Genomic DNA, 17983 nt, shown 5'->3' with positions numbered 1-17983 from the left:
ATAACCATTTATATTTAATTGAATAACAGCACTTTTTTTTATATTTGTTTATATACTAACGTTGTGCAACATATGACAAACGCAATGAACTTTCTAAAGAACATATTCAAATCGACAAAAAAAGAAACTTCTAAAGGTGCTATTTTTAACTCGACTGAATATGAAATGAAAAATCTATTGTGTGGAATTGGAAAATCAAAAATTACGGAAAATGAAATAGAAATTTCAGACTATCCATTTGAACCTTCAATTGCCTATCCTGACAAAACTATCAAAGCAAATGAAATTGATTCTTTGAGCGTGGATTTCGGAACTTGTAAAATATACGTTGACAATGATATAATTTTTGTATCAGCAGAAAAAAAGGAACAACTAAAAGAGTTTGCGAAAAATAACAAAATAAAATTGACCAAACATAGCTGGAATTGGGATTGGATTTTGGAACCTTATCTTGACACAGAATTTACTCAAGAAAATGAGCAAAGAGTTTTAGAAAGACTTAAAGAGAATGGAATAAATGAAAGCGAAGTTGACCAAATAAGAACTGAAGTCGGAAAACAAATGTATAAGTACAATTTTGATACAATGTTGTGGGATTGGTGCAGTTTAGGATTGACAGATGTTCTTTCAGCAATGAGAGCGAAATATGACAAAATTGAATTTAAAGACTTTTACAAAAGAGCATTAGAAATTGACAAACGAAATAAAAATACGTTGCACAACAATGTATAACCGCAATTACGGCGGATTCGACTACGTCCGAATCCACTCGGAATTGCTAAAGCCTGTGCTAAACCGAAAATAAATGCTAAATTAACCCGTAACTGACGGTTATACGAGACCGTTAGCAACCATTTCCACTCAAACGCTGAAAAAACGAATAAATGAAAAAACAATTTTTAATACCACAACCACCTTTAACAGACAAGCTTACTTTTTTAGTGGACGATATTAACGAATCACATACATTAGGATTGACAACGGATTTCGATAAAATTGAGTATAACCTAAAACTAATTGATGAAAGTTTTAGACAAGATTTAGAGATCGGACTTAACTTTTCCGAAACTGGAATAATGGATGTTCTTGATATTGGACGATACATTGCTGTTATCGGAATTAAAAAATACCAATCTACTGGTAAAATATATTTTTTCGATACAACAGTAAATTTTAGCAGAAAAGAATTATCTGAAATGCTAAAAGCCGATTTTAAATTTAGTGCTGGCATAATAGAAAGGTTTATGGTTATCTATGATTTAATGAAGTCGGAATCATCGCCATCATTTGACAACGTTGAATTGTTACGACCTTTAGAATCATAAATCTTTTTAAGTTTTTCAAAATGATTTTTGTTTTCTGTAAATTCATCTTCAATTGGTTTTGAATTTGGTAATTGTTTTCTAAAATAACCTGTGATTTTTGACATAATATTTTAATTTTAAATTAATAATCTGAATAAAAAACGAGTTGCTAACAATGTATAAATTCAATTGCGGCTGAATTTCCTGCGGAAATTCATTGCAATTTTCTATCTTTCAGCTCAATCGGAAAATCGTACCGATTTTCCGCAACTGAAATTTATACGCTAACGTTGTCCGCAATAACCTCAACATCGCACCTCAACAATCGCTCCCTTTGGTCGCTGTTTCGGTGCTCGTATCGGATACGTGTCACCAAACTCATTGCATTCCGTTTGACCTGTGACACTAATTGCGGACAACGACTCGCGGATACAAAAGAAAAACCCTGCAAGGCTTCGCCTTGACTATAATTTTTTAATATGGTGGCTAAATTAGACTCACACGGAATAAAACCTGAATATAACGCAGATGAAAAACTAGATGAATTTATTCCTTTAGTTATTAAACACGCGCCCAAATACGATAATTTCTCTATTTCTGATTTAAAAACTGAATTAAATTTATCTAAAACAGACCAAATAATATTTAGTGATTTAGCTTTTAAAATAAGACAACACTTTGTGAGTAATGGAATTGCTGAGATGTATGGCTCACGCCAAATAAAATTACTTGACAAAGGTCGAAACATTAAAAACGGAAAAGAAAAAATATTAGGTAATTTCATTTATAATAATTTTAATAATTCAACAGTAGGAACTTTAATTCAAGATTCTGATTTTTCAAAAAGCCAAAACACAAACAATATAAACGAACAACCAAGCATAAAACCAGACCAGAAATCCCCACTAAAAAAAGCATGGGAATCTGTTTCAAACAATAAACTTTTTGTTTTGATTGTTAGTGTTGTGATTGAAGAAATTGCTTGGGGTAATATTTGGAAATTCATATCGTCTTATCTTTAAATATTATTTCTTATTTTAGACTAAACGGATATTTAAGAATTACAGCGGACAACAATGGATATATATCATTGCTATCGCAATTGGTTTTTCTTTTGTTCGTTGCTCTTTCAACTACTACCACTTAAAAGCAAGCTTTACGTGGCTCGTTGACCGCAACGAAACATATCCGCGAGTCGTTAGGCACAATTAAAACCAACATCGATGACAAAAATTTACAGAAGTTTTTCAGAACCTGACAGAGAAAATCTTTCTTGGGAGGAAACTTGGAGACGAGAAGATAAAGGATTGATTAAAAACTACGAAGTTGGTCGAGCTTTAGCAAAAAAAGAACCTGAATTAGCTGAAAAAGCAAAAAGAGGAGAATTACCAGTTCTTGGATATAAAGGTGGAGTTGAAAAAGAATTAAAGAAAAAAGAAAAAATTGGAGCATTAAATTACATTGCCAAATGGCAAGCGTTACGTGGAGAAGATTTGAATTTAGATATGGACGAAGAAATGGTTTTGACTTGCACAAAGACAGGAGTGACGGTAACATTTACTATGGATTTGGAAAAACTTAAAAATCCTTCGTAATGGACTTTTTGGCTATTGACGTTGAAACAGCTAATTCTGATATGGCATCTATTTGCCAAATTGGATTTGTTATTTACGAAAATGGTCAAATTAAAAAAGAGTGGTCGAGTCTATTAAATCCAGAAGATTACTTTGATTATTGGAACGAATCAATACATAATATAACAGAAGAAGATGTTATTGATAGTCCAAAATTTCCGGAAGTTTACGAGTTTCTTAAACAACATTTGGAAAATTACATCTGTGTTTGCCACACTCATTTTGACCGAGTTTCAATAAATCGGACGTGCGAAAAATATGGACTTCCTTCTATTCAAAACAGTTGGATTGACACAGCAAAAGTTTCTCGCAGATGTTGGGAAGAATTTGCATACAAAGGTTATGGACTTGCCAATGTTTGCAAAAAATTGAATTTTTCTTTCAATCACCACGATGCTTTGGAAGATGCCAAAGCTTGTGCTCATATTTTAATTTCAGCAATTAAAGATAAAGAGAATACGATTGATGATTGGCTCGTAAGAGTTAACAATCCAATTTTGGCTAACGCAAAAAATTATAGTGATTCCGTTTCCAAAGAGGGAAATCCAAATGGAAATCTATTTGGGGAAATTTTAGTGTTTACGGGTTCATTACAAGTTCCAAGAAGAGAGGCTTCATTACTTGCATCAGAAATTGGTTGTAAAGTAGAAAACGGAGTTACTAAAAAGACTACGCTTTTAGTTGTTGGCGACCAAGATTTGAGCAAATTATCAGGGAATAAGAAAAGTTCAAAACATAGAAAAGCGGAAGAATTAAAAGTAAAAGGACAAAATATTAGAATTTTAAAAGAATCCGATTTTGTAGCACTTTACGAATCGAATAAAGAAGATAGTGAAAAATAACTGTGCCTAACAACGTGTATAGCTCATTGCTATTCAGTTTCTTAATCGAAGTTAAGGCATATTTGGAAAGTCGCCAAATTTTTAAATTTGACGATTTCCAACAAATAAGATAAATAGTAAAATTTAAAAATCTGGCTTGTGGCTCAACCGAAAAATAATCGCTAATTTACACGCAACGAGCCATACACAAGACCGTTGTGGTTAATTATGAAAAAACTGATCTACATACTAATCTCAGTAATACTTTTTAATTGCAAGTCCGAAAAAAATGAAATTTTTCAGGAATATAATGGACAATTAGTAAAAGTGGAATTTGATGATTCAAAAATAGATTCGACATTTACCGGATATGGTGGAGAACATTACCCGAATGGGAATTTGAAATCTCTATCATACATAAAAAATGGAATCCCTACAGATACTCTGTTTTTATACTATGAAAATGGAAAAGTAAAAGAAAAAGGGTTGATTAAAAATAACTTACCGATTGGTTGGTGGACTTATTACAATGAGAAAGGGAAACTAACTGAAAAATCAGAATGGCTAATATTAAGAGATAGATCTTACAAAAATCAATCAATATATTACGACCAAAACGGAAAGATTAAACATAAAAATAGTTCATTCTTCTACTTAAAAATATCTGATACTATTCAAGTTGGAAAAAACATAGCAAGTTTTGATTATAATTCAAATATTAACGTTTACGATAAGTTAATGTACGTTGTAATTGAAAATCAGTACAAGGAAGATAAAATAAAATTAGACACATTTGGAATTGAAGATGATGATTATAGATTTGGAGTTTTTGCATATAAAAAAGGTAGACTGAAGATTAAAGGACAAATTGTTGAGGAATTATATGAAATCAAAAAAATCGGAAATGATTCAGCAATAGGAACTATAAGCAATCACAAAAAATATTTTGAAAAAGAAGTATATGTTTCGGACAAAAATAACTAACCACAACAACGTGTATAATTAATTGCGGCTGAAATTCCTATCGGAATTTCATTCTTATTAATTATCTTTGGTTTACAGCGGAAAATGACTGCGTCCTTTTCCGCAACTAATCATACACAAGACCGTTGCCAGTAATTTGAAAAAAACATTCTTAATCATATTGACCTTAATCGGATTTGTAACATTCGGACAAGAAAATAAACTTGACCGAATTGATTATGAAGTGATTTTAATTGAATCTGACTCGACTCTAACTGAAACTGAATTTGACTGGACGGAATTGACGGGAATTACTACAGATGGTGGCGGAATTTTAAAAGTATGGCGGAATAAAAACCAAATCTGTAAAATCGTTGAGGAAATCGGACTTTCTTATGGTCGAATAAGAACTACGATTTATATAGAAAATGGATTACCGATTAAAATAATAGAAACTGAAGAAAATTTCGGGCAGAAAAATGGCGAATTAAATTATACAGAACTCAATGAAGTGTTTAGAGCAACGATTTATGTGTTCGACTGGGAAAATGACGAAAGTAAAATTGAACGAGTTGGAAAAAGAAATTTAAGCGAAGGAAATTGCTCGACTTTTGATTACAAACCGATTTTAGAACGTGCGAAAAAAGCAACAGCGGAATAAAAAAACTACTGGCAACACCGTGTATAATTCATTGCTAGTTATAGCCTACTTACGAAAGTCCTCGCGGACTTTCTATCTGTGATTTATTTGCTAAATTAGTTGCTTAAACACGCAACGAAATCATACACAAACACGTTAGCTACAAGCTGAAAAAAGATGCACGAAAAGATTGATGAAAATATAATCGGATTTTTTGCGAGCTTTAATGCTGGCGAAACTGACCAAAAAATAGTCAAGGACTACTTGTGGAGTGATAGCGGACTGAAAAATAAACTCGCTCATCTGAAATGGAAAAATTACGGACAAGGACTGCAAATAATTCTGTTTCAAGTTTATGTAAAGCCAATTCCTTACGAAAGGAGAAATTTGAGAGAAATAGAAAATTATAGACCTAAAGAAAAATCTATCGGAATCCCTATTATTCTCGACAACGAAAATTTCTTTAAGTTATCAGAAACTGACCGACAACAATTCTTTGCGGAATCGATAGTTAAAAAACTTGGACTTGTTGAATTAAAAGTAAAGCGGAATAAATTGGATTTTGACATTTTACGACTAATAACTGATGTAAAAAAAGCACTGAATTACAAAAAAATAGAAAAAAAGCCTGTAGCTAACAATGGCTATAATTCATTGTGGCAAAGGGCTAAAACAAAGTTTAATTTATAAATCAAACGGCTGGATTTCGGCGGAATAATCCTGCGGATGATTCCACAACGAAATCATAGCCTATACCGTTGCAAGTAATTATGAAAAACATTCTGCTGACATTAATAATTTTGACTTCAATAAGCTGTAAAAGTCAATCAAAATCTGAATTGAATTTAGAACAGCTAATTGAACGTGACAAAGCGGAGTTGAATAAAATAACGAAGTCGGAAAAATCTAAAGGAACTATTTCTGAACTGAATATTTTAGATTTAAAATTTGGACAGTCGACTAAAGTTGTTGACTCAATTCTAAAACAAAAATCTGACTTTGAATCTGTAAACGGAGATACGAATGAGTTTGAGAATTATGGAATAAACTGGGAATTAAACGCTGACTTTAAAATTCCAACAATTATCCGAACTGATTTTTACAAAGACAAACTATATGAATTGGAATTAGTGTTTTTGACTGACGAAAACAACATTGAACTCGGATTTGAAAAGCTGATTGAATATTTAAGACAAAAATATGGAAATGAGTATTTGAAAGTTTACTCTATTCTGTCACAAACGAAAGAAAGCGGACCATTTACGTACTATTGGATTGAAAAAAACAGAAAAGTTATGGCTTACCGAATGCAGGAATACTGTTATTTAAGAATTACAGATTCTTCGGTGGATTATGATAAATTGAGAAACATATTTGGAAACAAAAAATAACTACTTGCAACAACGTGTATAGCTCATTGCGGCTGAATTCCTAATCGGAATTCATTGCAATTTGCTATCTTTCGGTTAGGGCGGAAAATCCTCGCGGATTTCCCGCAACGAGCCATACACGAACACGTTGTACATAATTATGAAAAACCTTAATCTGAAAAAACATTTCTTTAAAATTGTACTTCTGATTTTCGGAATTTACTTGACGTACGACTACTTTGACAATAGAAAAAAGATAGAAAATCTGAATTACGGAATCAAAGCTAACGAATTGAGAAAATCTTTAAATGTTCCTATTATCGATGAGTATATGACAGCAGAAAATAGACACGGTGAATTTTTCGGAAATAGATGGGAATCGTGCAGAGAAAAACCCAAAGAAAATCAAATACTTCACGCTTGGAAAAATGTAACTCCATCGGAAAATGAAAAATTCATATTGGACGAAGAAATGGACGCATTTCGGATAAAAGAATCTAATGGAAGAATAAGACAATTAAATATTTACTGTAAAATAGTTAATGATTCTATTTTGACTCGAACAGGAAGAACTTTTTATAACACTGACCCAAGAGAGACATTAGAACTGAATGAAAATGGAGTAGATAGCGTCATGAAAAGCTGGAGATTAAATTATCTGATTAAAAAATAACTATGTACAACAACGGCTATAATTCATTGCGGCTGAAATTCCTGTCGGAATTTCATTGCAATTTGCTAACTTTCGGCTATGGCGGAAAGAATCCTGCGGATTTTTCCGCAACGTATCATAGCCAAAACCGTTAGCTACAATGCAAAAATGACTAACCCAGTAGACATATATTTTGAGATTAAGGATGGAGTTAACTTCTTACGAATTGATGTTCTTAAACAGAATTTTCCAAACTCGGAATTGGACTGGGATAAAAACTCTCTGAATTGTTTGGTTTCAGTTAAATGCGGCAGGTTTTCAGGGGATTTTAATACTGATTTAATGTCAACAGATTTCAAAACTTTTAAAGCAGAATTAGAAACTCTTTATGAAAACCTTGACAAAACAGCAACTTTTGAGGGAATTGAAAATCAAGTTACTATTCAAGTTGAAGGAGATGGAATTGGACACTTAACAGCAAAATGTTCGTTAATGGATAATGCTGGAATTGGTAATAAACTAATTTGTGAAATGAATTTTGATCAAACTGAACTACCAAAATTAAATCAACAACTGAATAAAATAATATCAATATATAAAGTGTTCTGAAAAATAAATAAAAAAACACTGTAGCTAACATCGGCTATAAGCCATAGCTACTGTTTGCCTACCCGGAAAATCCTACGGATTTTCCTACCGTTCATTCTTTTTTGGTAACTTAGTCGCAAAATCACGCTACGGCGCATAGCCATAACCGTTGTGCATAAGTTGAAAAAACGATTATGGAATTGGAAATTGACATTAAAATTCATCTAAAATCTACTTTAGAAAGTGGATTTAAAATTGCGGAATCGAAAGATTTAGGAATGGCTAAATTTTGCCGACTTGAATACCCGATTTTGAATATGGAAATTTGGAACGACCGATTTGATTACGATGCATCAATTGAATATGACAACCAAAAATATAATGTAATCCATCTTGCGAATTTTCTGAATGATAAAAATGAAAAATACGTTTTCTACGATTTCGGATTTGAAACAAAAGAAATAAATGCCAAAAGATTTCTAACTCAACTTGACGGACTTATAAAATCGGAATTTGACAAAATTTTAGATTTTCTTTTTAACCTTACAACTGAAAAACAAACTGAATTTGAAAAGTATTGTGAAAAGACAAATCTTGACGCAACTGGATTTTGAATAAAAAAACCTATGCACAACAATGTATAACCGCAATTACGGCGGATTCGACTACGTCCGAATCCACTCGGAATTGCTAATGTCAGTGCTTAACCGAAAATCATTAACTTTAATCCCGCAACTGACGGTTATACGAGAACGTTGGCAATAATCTTGAATGCAGCAATCAGGTCGCAATCGTACCGAAAAATAAATTAATAATAATTATGATGAATAACAAAAGAATTACGTTACTAGTTTTATTTTTGACAATTAGCTCGACTTTATATTGTCAAGAAAATACATTGCTAAGAAATGGCAAAATAGGAAAAGGGACCACATCTGCCTTGTTTTCTGAACCATTAGGTAGAAATGTGAAAGTTAAGTATGACGTTTTCTTTAAAACTTATATAGTGACTTACACAAATATTGATGGATATAACCAAACAATGAAATTTGTTAGAGATAATGATATTACGGGTGGTCACTTCGGAGAATTGGAATACAATAGAAAAAGATTTGGACTGATCATTGACAAAAATGAAAAAACAAAAAAAAACACAATAATCTTTAAGGAAATTACTAATTATAAACCTATAAAATATTTTATTTATGATTTTGACGAAATTAATTTAACTAATTACAAAAAATAAAATACTATTGCCAACAACGTGTATAGCTCATTGCGGCTGAATTCCTAATCGGAATTCATTGCAATTTGCTATCTTCGTTCTACGGCGGAAAATCCTCGCGGATTTCCCGCAACGAGCCATACACAAAACCGTTGTGCAACATTTGAAATACGATTATGAAAATAGATGATTTAATGAACGATAATAACGAAATAGGATTTAATGTAAACGTAGGAAACGCTTTATTAAGAATACTCGAAATATCAAACCGAAACCAAAGATATGTTAGAACCATATTACAAACGCAATTAGAAATAAAAGAATTATTAAAAGGAAAAGTAGAATCGGATTTAGACGATAACTTTTACGATAAGGTTCACGATTTAGAGAAAAAGGTTTGGAAGTTAGCCGAATCTGACTACCACGACCTTCTCGATAAAGTTCTTGACAAGTAAAAATGTCACTTTCTTTTACAAATGTCTTTATTTTATTTTTTTTAAACATATTTATTAAAATTTATGAGCGCACCAATTTGGAATATTATTGACCCTAAAACTGAATTACAAATAGATATTCGGAATTTAATACACGAACAACTAAAGACTTCTGAAATGCAATCTAAAACATCTGATAAACAGTACAAAGTCTCTATATTTTTGACTGTTGCTGCCATTATTATAAGTTTAGTTCCTATTGCTACTGAGTTATTAATTGAAAAACCTAACTATAACAAATCCATAATCCGAATAACTGAATCCCAATCAAAACTAACTGAAAAAGTATCAGATATGTCCACTTATTTACTTGACCTTCAGAATCAAGTGCAAACCTTGGAACAAGAAAACGCACGATTGAATCAAGAGTTGAATAAGTAAAAACGTTGCACAACAACGTATATAAAAAATTGCTTTTTAAGTTCTTATTTCTGTGTTTCATATTATTTACTATTTTTAATTATTAATCGGAAAGTAATCGCTCTTTTACACGCAACTTTCCATATACAAAAACGTTGTGCATAATTGAAGAAAAATGTGGTTCCAAAAGAGAATTAAACCAGAAAAAATAAAAGATAGGAATACAAAGCAATTACGTTCTTCTGGAATTGAGGTTATTGAACACTTGCCTTATTTGGACAATCCTGAATTTAGAGAACCTGAAAAGATTGCTCGTAGAACAATGATTCTAACTGCATTATTTCAGTTACACCTTCAAGCACCAAGAGACATAATTAAAAAATGGCTCGAAGAAAATAAACTTATAGACTATTTGAACGAAGAAGAATTGGAATATTTGGAAACGGAATATTCGAAATTACCCGAACAGAATCAAATAGACATTTATTGGTATGTAGAAGCTATTTGGACTTTTGCTTGGATTGGCGGTTTTCACAATAATCTGACTTTAAATACTGGTGTTGAAGATTTACTTGCTTCGTTAATTCCAAATATTGCAAAAAATGAATCAGCCGAAAAATTTATTTCTGAATTCAAATTGAGAAATCAAGTAGAAATATTTGAAATGTTGGACAAGTTCTATCGTGCTCATTGGTTCGCTCGAAATAACAATTTAACTGGAAAACAATCGGACAAAGTAGATTTAGACATAATAATGGAGAGAAGAAAAGCATTAGAATATACCGTTTATAAAGAATTTGACTGGAATGAAATTTCTCTTGACACGTAAAAAACAACTATGCACAACAACGCATAAAAGCAATTTGGGGTTGATTTTCTAACGAAAATCAAGTACTTTTAACCTAAGTCAGTGTAACGGTTCGAAAAGGCGTTGCTCTTTTCTCCCAAACTGACTTCTATGCAAACCCGTTGTGGTTAATGTAAAAAAACCGAGAAACTAAATGAATAAAACAATATTTGAGATTACTAAAATGGACTGTCCTTCAGAGGAAAATCTAATCCGAATGAAATTGGACGGAATTTCAAGTATTGCGAATTTGGACTTTGACATTCCCAACCGAAAACTGACCGTTTTTCACAGCGGAGAAACTGTCCAAATCGAAAAATCAGTTATCGAACTGAATTTAGGCGGAAAGAAAATCTCGACTGAACAAACCGACCAAACAGAATTTAATAAAAATGCAAACCAAAAAAAACTACTTTGGTCTGTACTTGCCATAAATTTTGCGTTTTTCATAATTGAAATGACAACAAGAATAATCTCAAAATCAATGGGATTGGTTGCCGACAGTTTAGATATGCTTGCGGACAGTTTCGTTTACGGAATTAGCTTGTTTGCGGTTGGTGGAACAGTAATAAAGAAAAAACGGATTGCCAAACTTGCTGGATATTTTCAAATAACACTTGCAATTATCGGATTTGTAGAAGTTTTAAGGAGATTTTTCGGAGACGAGAAATTACCAAACTTTTCGACAATGATTATCGTTTCAATTTTCGCACTTATTGCAAACGGAATTTGTCTTTACATTTTACAAAAGTCAAAAAGTAAGGAAGAGGCACATATGAAAGCAAGTATGATTTTCACTTCAAACGATGTGATTATAAATTTAGGAGTCATAACAGCTGGACTTTTGGTAAACTGGTTGAGTTCAAGCAAACCTGATTTGATTATCGGAACAATAGTTTTTGTTTTGGTAATTCAAGGTGCTTTTAGAATTTTAAAATTGAGTAAATAAATAAAAAAACACTAACCACAACAATGGCTATAAGTAATTGCTTGTTCTCGCCTACTTCTGAAAATCCTCGCGGATTTTCAGTTTGTTGTGTACTTGCAGAGTTAAGTGCTAAACCACGCAACTACTCATAGCCGAGACCGTTGTGTGTAAGCTGACAAAAATCCGTGAATTAAGAAAATGGGAATATTTGATTTTATAAAAGGTAATAAAAAAGCAAAATCGGAAAGAACCGAAAAGCCATCGCCTGAACAAAAATCATTCTCTGAAAAAGCTATGGAAATTGTCATTCCGACTTTTGAACAGTTCGGATTCCAAAAACACCGAATTGAAATCGGAAAACACTCTTCGACTATAATTTACCGAAAGGGAAAGCAATATCTAAAAATATCAACCAACACTTATCCAAGAGATTATCCTTATCACTATAATATCATACTTGGAGAAGGAAATAGCGAAGACTTTTTTGAATATGACTGGAATTCAATTGCACTCTGGAGATTTAAAAAAGAAATTAATCCAGCATTAAAAGCAACGGAATATAAATTCCCAAAGGATAACGGAATTGAACCGAGTTTGAAAAATGCTAACTCTGAATTACTAAAATACGGACTGACTTTTCTAAATGGAGAATTGGAATTGTTCCATAAAATTAGAAAAGAGCAAAATAAAGACAGAGAACCTTATAAAATTCACTCACCTGACAAAAATGGAAATTACCAAACGTCATTTGAACCTAAAAGTGTTGAGCAAAAGAAAAAGTACAGTTGAATAAAAAAAGCCTACACACAACAATGTATAACCGCAATTACGGCGGATTCGACTACGTCCGAATCCACTCGGAATTGCTAACGTCTGTACTAAACCGAAAATTAACGCATATTAACCCGTAACTGACGGTTATACAAACACGTTGCAAGTAATTATGAAAAACATACTGCTGACATTAATAATTTTGACTTCAATAAGCTGTAAAAGTCAATCAAAATCTGAATTAAATTTAGAACAGCTAATTGAACGCGACAAAGCGGAGTTGAATAAAATAACGGAGTCGGAAAAATCTAAAGGAACTATTTCTGAAATGAACATTTTAGATTTAAAATTTGGACAATCGACTGAAGCAGTTGACTCAATTCTAAAACAAAAATCTGACTTTGAATCTGTAAACGGAGATACGAATGAGTTTGAGAATTATGGAGTAAACTGGGAATTAAACGCTGACTTTAAAATCCCAACGATTATCCGAACTGATTTTCACAAAGACAAACTTTATGAATTAGAATTAGTGTTTTTGACTGACGAAAATAATATTGAACTTGGATTTGAAAAACTGCTTGAATATTTGAGACAAAAATATGGAAATGAGAATTTGAAAGTTTACTCAATTCTGTCACAAACTAAAGAAAGTGGACCATTTACATACTATTGGATTGAAAAAAACAGAAAAGTTATGGCTTATCGAATGCAAGAATACTGTTATTTAAGAATTACAGATTCTTCTGTGGATTATGATAAATTGACAAACATATTTGGAAACAAAAAATAACTACTTGCAACAACGTGTATAGCTCATTGCGGCTGAATTCCTAATCGGAATTCATTGCAATTTGCTATCTTTGGTACACGGCGGAAAATCCTCGCGGATTTCCCGCAACGAGCCATACACAAGACCGTTGGGTGTAATTTGAGCAAAAATCCACAAATTTGATTGTTTTACCAAAATTTGGTATATTTGATTAAAATTAAAACGGAATGAAAAATACATCAATATCGCTCGGAAATTATTTTGACCAGTTTGTACAAACTCAAGTTTCTGCTGGACGTTACAAAAACGTAAGTGAAGTAATCAGAGCTGGACTTCGATTATTGGAAAATGAAGAAAGCAAAGTAATTGCTTTACGAAATGCAATTCAAGAAGGACTAAACAGTCCATTAGTGGAAGACTTTGACTTTGACGAAAATCTAAAAAGACTAAAAGCGGAAAAAAGAAAAAATGGCTAAAGTAATATTAAGACAAAAAGCCATTGATGACTTGAATGACATTTGGGATTATACTTTTGAAAAATGGTCAGCAAAACAAGCGGACAAATATTATGCGACAATAAAATTAGCGTGTAACGGAATCGGACAAAATCCAGATGTTGGAAAAGAATATGTCGGAATAAATAAAAACTTGCTTGGACTAAAATCAGGGAAACACATTATATTTTATCAATCACTTTCCGAAGATAAAATTGAAGTTATAAGAATTTTACACGAGCGAATGGATTTGAAAAATAGAATAACCGAATAAAAAAACTACACCCAACAATGGCTATAAGTAATTGCTTGTTTTCGCCTACTTCTGAATCCCGATAGCTATCGGGACGCGGATTTTCAGTTTATTGTTTACTTGCAAAGTTAAACGCTAACCCACGCAACTACTCATAGCCGAGACCGTTGGTTGCAATAGCGGAATTAAAAACTAAACGTTTAAATCGTGTGAATTCCGAACTTTGAAAACAGCGGAACTGTACGCAAAAAAGTATTACGGAAACTGAATTTAAAACTCGAGACCGAAACGTGAAGCTGAAATGAAATTTAAAACGGAAAAGTGCGCAGAAATTCACTTTTGCTGAATTGAAAAACGTGAATTGATCACTTCTACTCTATCGAATTCCAAAAATTACGGAATCAAAACGTGGAATTGAATAGCTGAACGCAAAACAAAACTCTGAATGAACCTCAAAAAACTTAATTATAACTGCAACCAACAATGTATAAATTCAATTGCGGCTGAATTTCCTACGGAAATTCATTGCAATTTTCTATCTTTCAGTCTCAATCGGAAAATCGTACCGATTTTCCGCAACTGAAATTTATACGCTAACGTTGTAAGTAATGCTGAAAAACCCAAGAACCGAGTGAACAAAACGATATTTGAAATTACCAAAATGGATTGTCCATCGGAGGAAAATCTAATCCGAATGAAATTGGACGGAATTTCAAGTATTGCGAATTTGGACTTTGATATTCCGAACCGAAAACTGACCGTTTTTCACAGCGGAAAAATTGACCAAATCGAAAAATCAGTTATCGAACTGAATTTAGGTGGAAAGAAAATATCGACCGAACAAACTGACCAAACGGAATTTAAAGAAAACGAAAACCAAAAAAAGTTACTTTGGTCTGTACTTGCAATAAATTTTACGTTTTTCATAATCGAAATGACGACAGGAATTATCTCAAAGTCTATGGGACTTGTTGCCGACAGTTTGGATATGCTTGCGGATAGCTTCGTGTACGGAATTAGCTTGTATGCGGTTGGCGGAACGTTGATTAAGAAAAAAAGGATTGCCAAACTTGCAGGATATTTTCAAATAACACTTGCAATTATAGGATTTGTAGAAGTTTTAAGAAGATTCTTTGGAGACGAGAAACTTCCTGATTTTTCGACAATGATTATAGTTTCGGTTTTTGCACTTATCGCAAATGGAATTTGTCTCTATATTTTGCAAATGTCCAAGAGCAAAGAAGAGGCACATATGAAAGCGAGTATGATTTTCACCTCGAATGACGTGATTATCAATTTAGGAGTAATAATTGCTGGGATTTTGGTAAATCGGTTGAATTCGGGTAAACCTGATTTGGTTATTGGAACAATCGTCTTTGTATTAGTAATACAAGGAGCGTTCAGAATATTGAAATTAAGTAAATAAAAAAAGCACTACTTACAACAACGTGTATAATTAATTGCTCCGCAAGTTGGCTAAGACGACGATTCTTCCCTGTTTTTTATTATATTGCTTAACAAAGAATTATAGCGTACTTACACGCAACTAACCATACACATACACGTTACCCAACATTTGAAAAAAACGACTTACATACAATTCAAAGTTCCGAAAAACGAACATACTTCTGAACCAGATGGAGCTGTAAAGCGGAATATTAAAAAAGCAATTATCGGAATTTTAAGTTCTATAATTCCGAAAGGAAATCCTGATTTTGAAAATAAAATTGGCCTTGTAGAAACATGGATTGTTGAATTTGAAAACGAAACTGAAATTCCAGAACGCGAAATCGGAATGGATAAAGATGGACGAATAATTGTAAAAATGCCATTCAAAAATAATTATGGTTATTGGACTGACAACAATTTATTATTACCCGATTTTAAAAAACATTTTGAGACAACAGAAATAAGTCAAGACAGTTTTGAAAACTATTGGAGTTTATTTGAAAAAACAGAGGATTTTGAAACCGAATTAACTGAATTCAAAACTCAATCAACTGGAGCTGATGGCGGACATAAATATCTAAAGTCTAAAGTTGATTATAAAGGTCAGAATCGAGAAATAGTTATCTATTTCACAAACAAATCGGACGAACAGAAAATTACGGAATTGAATAAAATAAAAATACGTGGAAAAATAGTTGATGACGGAATTGAACAATCATTAACTCTTTACGAAACAAAATTACTAAATGAATAAAAAACGTTGGGTAACAATGTATTATATTAAGTAAGCCAAAAAACGCCGATAAATAAAGGGTTTTTAGAATTAAAATCAAAAAAGGTACAACATAGGTGCAACTTTTTAAAATTTGAAATTAAGAAGAAAAAAGAGTGATCTATAACCAATAAAAAACCGTTACAAATATACTGTAACGGTTTTTTTTTGTATGTATTTATGCTTAAATTTATTAAGAAGCCGTACCAGAGCCTAAATACAAACTATTTGATACTTGTGCTCCATCTTCTGAAACAAATGCCATAAACAGCTCTACAGTATCTCCAGCATATGTACCTGGTATAGTTACCACTTGAGAACCTACTGTTCTTACTGCTCCATCCAAAATATACATTGATTCTTTTTTACTTGGATTGTAAACTAATACCATTGCCTTATCGGTTGCATTTGCATTACCTTCTGTTGAGTTATCATCCCAAGAAAAAGAAATTTGTCCTGCTGTTGCTAAATCTGTCGTTGCATTTAATGCTCCTGACAATGTACCTCTACTTAATAAGGCATTTGCATAGTCTATTGTAAAGTTAGGTGCAGTACCACTTACTGCATTATTTAACACATAAGACATTGCAGCATTAAATTCAGTTTTCTTTGTCGCAAATGACTTATAACCTACTTTTAAAAACTCTTTGTTTGGTTGTAAATACTCCAATGTAACAGTAAATTTGTTACGTTGGTTAACTTGTCCCTCTGTTCGAGGATTTGCCACACTTGACGGCTTAATTCTGATGTAGTCAATACCTTTCCAACTACCTCCAATAATGTTACCTACTTTTCCAGATAACCCTCCTAAAATACCTTGAGAAATTTTCCCCATTACTATAACTATTTAAAATTAATACTCGTTCGGATTTGGTACGGACTTCATATTGCTTTTAAACGTCTTAATCGCTATTAATATAACGAAAATTATGCCATTTTGTTACTGTTTTAAGGCTATATGATGCTTTTGCATTATGCTTCTTTACTTTGCATCAAGTTGAAGCAATTTCGTATATATGCGACTTTTAAAACTGCCATTTTATCAATGACATTTTGTAATTCTTTTTCTTTCATACTGATAACCTCAACCGCTTTAATATGCTTTTGCATTTGGTTTGTGATGTTTTTACTTGATTTCAGACCGCTTTTAAGCGTTTTTCTGCAATCATCTATTGAGATGAACGGAATAACACTACCTTTTAAATAATAAGCGTAAAAACCGCCTATTTGCAACATCATAGATAAATGAAAAAGTGTGTTTTTATCAGATTCGGTTTTTATTAAGATTACAAAACAGTTAGGACAAGGATTTGTTAAAGGCTTTCCGCTGTTTAGACCTTTGTTTAGAATAAAAAAATGAGGTTGCGTGTAGGTTCTTCCGATTTGATGTGTTTTTAGTTCAAAAGTTGACATAGCTATCCAATTTAAAATTGCTTCGCTACGCTTCGCACCATTATTTTTTTTGAAAAGAAAAAAGATAGCCATACTTATTGTGGCGTGGATGAGGCTGTCAAGGTTTTTGGATAAAAGTTTTTTTTTAGTTATTATGTTTAATTAAATAGAAGGAATATTTTAAAAAAAGTTTTATTCAAAACCCGTAGGGCTTGACCTTTATAGCCTTGTGCGTTGGCTTTAGGTAGCCACAT

General features: G+C 32.3%; 25 protein-coding genes. 23 read left to right on the top strand and 2 right to left on the bottom strand.

Going from position 1 to position 17983, the window contains the following annotated elements:
* Positions 1–72: 72 nt before the first annotated feature.
* The 23 genes from ACQ0RB_RS08930 (at position 73) to ACQ0RB_RS08820 (ending at position 16319) form a co-directional block, all read left to right on the top strand.
* Complete coding sequence (locus ACQ0RB_RS08930; protein ID WP_430497939.1) at positions 73–732, top strand: DUF7079 family protein; 660 nt, start codon at positions 73–75, stop codon at positions 730–732.
* 152 nt (positions 733–884) lie between these two features.
* Positions 885–1325, top strand: coding sequence for a hypothetical protein (locus tag ACQ0RB_RS08925; protein WP_430497938.1), 441 nt, complete (start codon positions 885–887; stop codon positions 1323–1325).
* Positions 1326–1783: 458 nt separating this feature from the next.
* Positions 1784–2326 (top strand): hypothetical protein, encoded by a 543-nt coding sequence (locus ACQ0RB_RS08920; protein WP_430497936.1) that lies wholly within the window; start codon positions 1784–1786, stop codon positions 2324–2326.
* A gap of 201 nt (positions 2327–2527) precedes the next feature.
* The gene (locus ACQ0RB_RS08915) at positions 2528–2899 is read left to right on the top strand and encodes a hypothetical protein (RefSeq protein WP_430497935.1); all 372 of its coding nucleotides are present in this window, start codon (positions 2528–2530) and stop codon (positions 2897–2899) included.
* A complete protein-coding gene (locus ACQ0RB_RS08910) occupies positions 2899–3780 on the top strand; it encodes an exonuclease domain-containing protein (protein ID WP_430497933.1) in 882 nt (293 codons plus the stop codon). Before ACQ0RB_RS08915 ends, ACQ0RB_RS08910 begins: the two co-directional genes overlap by 1 nt.
* A 207-nt stretch (positions 3781–3987) precedes the next feature.
* On the top strand, positions 3988–4743 hold the full coding sequence (locus ACQ0RB_RS08905; RefSeq protein ID WP_430497931.1) for a toxin-antitoxin system YwqK family antitoxin: 756 nt from the start codon (positions 3988–3990) through the stop codon (positions 4741–4743).
* A gap of 136 nt (positions 4744–4879) precedes the next feature.
* Entirely contained in the window at positions 4880–5383 is a 504-nt protein-coding gene (locus ACQ0RB_RS08900) for a hypothetical protein (RefSeq protein ID WP_430497930.1), read from the top strand.
* Positions 5384–5539: 156 nt separating this feature from the next.
* Positions 5540–6052: a hypothetical protein gene (locus ACQ0RB_RS08895; protein WP_430497928.1), complete on the top strand. Its 513-nt coding sequence runs from the start codon at positions 5540–5542 to the stop codon at positions 6050–6052.
* An 80-nt stretch (positions 6053–6132) separates the two neighbouring features.
* The gene (locus tag ACQ0RB_RS08890; protein WP_430497926.1) at positions 6133–6753 is read left to right on the top strand and encodes a hypothetical protein; all 621 of its coding nucleotides are present in this window, start codon (positions 6133–6135) and stop codon (positions 6751–6753) included.
* A gap of 139 nt (positions 6754–6892) precedes the next feature.
* Complete coding sequence (locus ACQ0RB_RS08885; RefSeq protein ID WP_430497924.1) at positions 6893–7405, top strand: hypothetical protein; 513 nt, start codon at positions 6893–6895, stop codon at positions 7403–7405.
* 78 nt (positions 7406–7483) lie between these two features.
* Positions 7484–7993 (top strand): WapI family immunity protein, encoded by a 510-nt coding sequence (locus tag ACQ0RB_RS08880; RefSeq protein ID WP_430497922.1) that lies wholly within the window; start codon positions 7484–7486, stop codon positions 7991–7993.
* 173 nt (positions 7994–8166) lie between these two features.
* Positions 8167–8586 (top strand): hypothetical protein, encoded by a 420-nt coding sequence (locus tag ACQ0RB_RS08875; protein WP_430497920.1) that lies wholly within the window; start codon positions 8167–8169, stop codon positions 8584–8586.
* Between the two features lie 206 nt (positions 8587–8792).
* A complete protein-coding gene (locus ACQ0RB_RS08870; protein WP_430497919.1) occupies positions 8793–9218 on the top strand; it encodes a hypothetical protein in 426 nt (141 codons plus the stop codon).
* Positions 9219–9373: 155 nt separating this feature from the next.
* Positions 9374–9652 (top strand): hypothetical protein, encoded by a 279-nt coding sequence (locus ACQ0RB_RS08865; RefSeq protein ID WP_430497917.1) that lies wholly within the window; start codon positions 9374–9376, stop codon positions 9650–9652.
* A gap of 63 nt (positions 9653–9715) precedes the next feature.
* A complete protein-coding gene (locus ACQ0RB_RS08860; protein WP_430497916.1) occupies positions 9716–10072 on the top strand; it encodes a hypothetical protein in 357 nt (118 codons plus the stop codon).
* A 154-nt stretch (positions 10073–10226) separates the two neighbouring features.
* Positions 10227–10880: a DUF4272 domain-containing protein gene (locus ACQ0RB_RS08855; RefSeq protein WP_430497914.1), complete on the top strand. Its 654-nt coding sequence runs from the start codon at positions 10227–10229 to the stop codon at positions 10878–10880.
* A gap of 172 nt (positions 10881–11052) precedes the next feature.
* Positions 11053–11847: a cation transporter gene (locus tag ACQ0RB_RS08850; protein ID WP_430497912.1), complete on the top strand. Its 795-nt coding sequence runs from the start codon at positions 11053–11055 to the stop codon at positions 11845–11847.
* Positions 11848–12024: 177 nt separating this feature from the next.
* Complete coding sequence (locus ACQ0RB_RS08845; RefSeq protein ID WP_430497910.1) at positions 12025–12615, top strand: hypothetical protein; 591 nt, start codon at positions 12025–12027, stop codon at positions 12613–12615.
* A 154-nt stretch (positions 12616–12769) separates the two neighbouring features.
* A complete protein-coding gene (locus tag ACQ0RB_RS08840; protein WP_430497908.1) occupies positions 12770–13390 on the top strand; it encodes a hypothetical protein in 621 nt (206 codons plus the stop codon).
* Positions 13391–13596: 206 nt separating this feature from the next.
* Positions 13597–13845 (top strand): type II toxin-antitoxin system ParD family antitoxin, encoded by a 249-nt coding sequence (locus ACQ0RB_RS08835; protein ID WP_019036946.1) that lies wholly within the window; start codon positions 13597–13599, stop codon positions 13843–13845.
* Positions 13838–14137 carry a type II toxin-antitoxin system RelE/ParE family toxin gene (locus tag ACQ0RB_RS08830; protein WP_430497906.1) on the top strand — a complete coding sequence of 100 codons (300 nt, stop codon included), beginning with the start codon at positions 13838–13840 and terminating at the stop codon, positions 14135–14137. Before ACQ0RB_RS08835 ends, ACQ0RB_RS08830 begins: the two co-directional genes overlap by 8 nt.
* Before the next feature lie 610 nt (positions 14138–14747).
* Positions 14748–15542 carry a cation transporter gene (locus ACQ0RB_RS08825; RefSeq protein ID WP_430497904.1) on the top strand — a complete coding sequence of 265 codons (795 nt, stop codon included), beginning with the start codon at positions 14748–14750 and terminating at the stop codon, positions 15540–15542.
* Between the two features lie 150 nt (positions 15543–15692).
* Entirely contained in the window at positions 15693–16319 is a 627-nt protein-coding gene (locus ACQ0RB_RS08820; protein ID WP_430497902.1) for a hypothetical protein, read from the top strand.
* A gap of 211 nt (positions 16320–16530) precedes the next feature.
* On the opposite strand, the gene ACQ0RB_RS08815 is transcribed toward ACQ0RB_RS08820, so the two are convergent.
* Positions 16531–17172, bottom strand: a complete 642-nt coding sequence (locus ACQ0RB_RS08815; protein ID WP_430497901.1) for a DUF6266 family protein — start codon at positions 17170–17172, stop codon at positions 16531–16533.
* A gap of 137 nt (positions 17173–17309) precedes the next feature.
* Positions 17310–17750, bottom strand: a complete 441-nt coding sequence (locus tag ACQ0RB_RS08810) for a DUF6943 family protein (protein WP_430497899.1) — start codon at positions 17748–17750, stop codon at positions 17310–17312.
* Between the last annotated feature and the right edge of the window lie 233 nt (positions 17751–17983).

This window comes from Gaetbulibacter sp. PBL-D1 (genome assembly GCF_050509525.1).
Lineage (GTDB): Bacteria > Bacteroidota > Bacteroidia > Flavobacteriales > Flavobacteriaceae > Gaetbulibacter_B > Gaetbulibacter_B jejuensis.
This window is presented reverse-complemented; position numbering and strand designations above follow the sequence as displayed.

What these genes read in the sequence shown, in the direction of transcription:
- ACQ0RB_RS08855 (WP_430497914.1), top strand. Translation starts at nt 10,227, where the DNA reads ATGTGGTTCCAAAAGAGAATTAAACCAGAAAAAATAAAAGATAGGAAT.
- ACQ0RB_RS08925 (WP_430497938.1), top strand. Translation starts at nt 885, where the DNA reads ATGAAAAAACAATTTTTAATACCACAACCACCTTTAACAGACAAGCTT.
- ACQ0RB_RS08865 (WP_430497917.1), top strand. Translation starts at nt 9,374, where the DNA reads ATGAAAATAGATGATTTAATGAACGATAATAACGAAATAGGATTTAAT.
- ACQ0RB_RS08870 (WP_430497919.1), top strand. Translation starts at nt 8,793, where the DNA reads ATGATGAATAACAAAAGAATTACGTTACTAGTTTTATTTTTGACAATT.
- ACQ0RB_RS08815 (WP_430497901.1), bottom strand. Translation starts at nt 17,172, where the DNA reads ATGGGGAAAATTTCTCAAGGTATTTTAGGAGGGTTATCTGGAAAAGTA.
- ACQ0RB_RS08875 (WP_430497920.1), top strand. Translation starts at nt 8,167, where the DNA reads ATGGAATTGGAAATTGACATTAAAATTCATCTAAAATCTACTTTAGAA.
- ACQ0RB_RS08895 (WP_430497928.1), top strand. Translation starts at nt 5,540, where the DNA reads ATGCACGAAAAGATTGATGAAAATATAATCGGATTTTTTGCGAGCTTT.
- ACQ0RB_RS08890 (WP_430497926.1), top strand. Translation starts at nt 6,133, where the DNA reads ATGAAAAACATTCTGCTGACATTAATAATTTTGACTTCAATAAGCTGT.
- ACQ0RB_RS08885 (WP_430497924.1), top strand. Translation starts at nt 6,893, where the DNA reads ATGAAAAACCTTAATCTGAAAAAACATTTCTTTAAAATTGTACTTCTG.
- ACQ0RB_RS08810 (WP_430497899.1), bottom strand. Translation starts at nt 17,750, where the DNA reads ATGTCAACTTTTGAACTAAAAACACATCAAATCGGAAGAACCTACACG.
- ACQ0RB_RS08850 (WP_430497912.1), top strand. Translation starts at nt 11,053, where the DNA reads ATGAATAAAACAATATTTGAGATTACTAAAATGGACTGTCCTTCAGAG.
- ACQ0RB_RS08830 (WP_430497906.1), top strand. Translation starts at nt 13,838, where the DNA reads ATGGCTAAAGTAATATTAAGACAAAAAGCCATTGATGACTTGAATGAC.
- ACQ0RB_RS08920 (WP_430497936.1), top strand. Translation starts at nt 1,784, where the DNA reads ATGGTGGCTAAATTAGACTCACACGGAATAAAACCTGAATATAACGCA.
- ACQ0RB_RS08915 (WP_430497935.1), top strand. Translation starts at nt 2,528, where the DNA reads ATGACAAAAATTTACAGAAGTTTTTCAGAACCTGACAGAGAAAATCTT.
- ACQ0RB_RS08930 (WP_430497939.1), top strand. Translation starts at nt 73, where the DNA reads ATGACAAACGCAATGAACTTTCTAAAGAACATATTCAAATCGACAAAA.
- ACQ0RB_RS08905 (WP_430497931.1), top strand. Translation starts at nt 3,988, where the DNA reads ATGAAAAAACTGATCTACATACTAATCTCAGTAATACTTTTTAATTGC.
- ACQ0RB_RS08845 (WP_430497910.1), top strand. Translation starts at nt 12,025, where the DNA reads ATGGGAATATTTGATTTTATAAAAGGTAATAAAAAAGCAAAATCGGAA.
- ACQ0RB_RS08910 (WP_430497933.1), top strand. Translation starts at nt 2,899, where the DNA reads ATGGACTTTTTGGCTATTGACGTTGAAACAGCTAATTCTGATATGGCA.
- ACQ0RB_RS08860 (WP_430497916.1), top strand. Translation starts at nt 9,716, where the DNA reads ATGAGCGCACCAATTTGGAATATTATTGACCCTAAAACTGAATTACAA.
- ACQ0RB_RS08880 (WP_430497922.1), top strand. Translation starts at nt 7,484, where the DNA reads ATGGCGGAAAGAATCCTGCGGATTTTTCCGCAACGTATCATAGCCAAA.
- ACQ0RB_RS08840 (WP_430497908.1), top strand. Translation starts at nt 12,770, where the DNA reads ATGAAAAACATACTGCTGACATTAATAATTTTGACTTCAATAAGCTGT.
- ACQ0RB_RS08835 (WP_019036946.1), top strand. Translation starts at nt 13,597, where the DNA reads ATGAAAAATACATCAATATCGCTCGGAAATTATTTTGACCAGTTTGTA.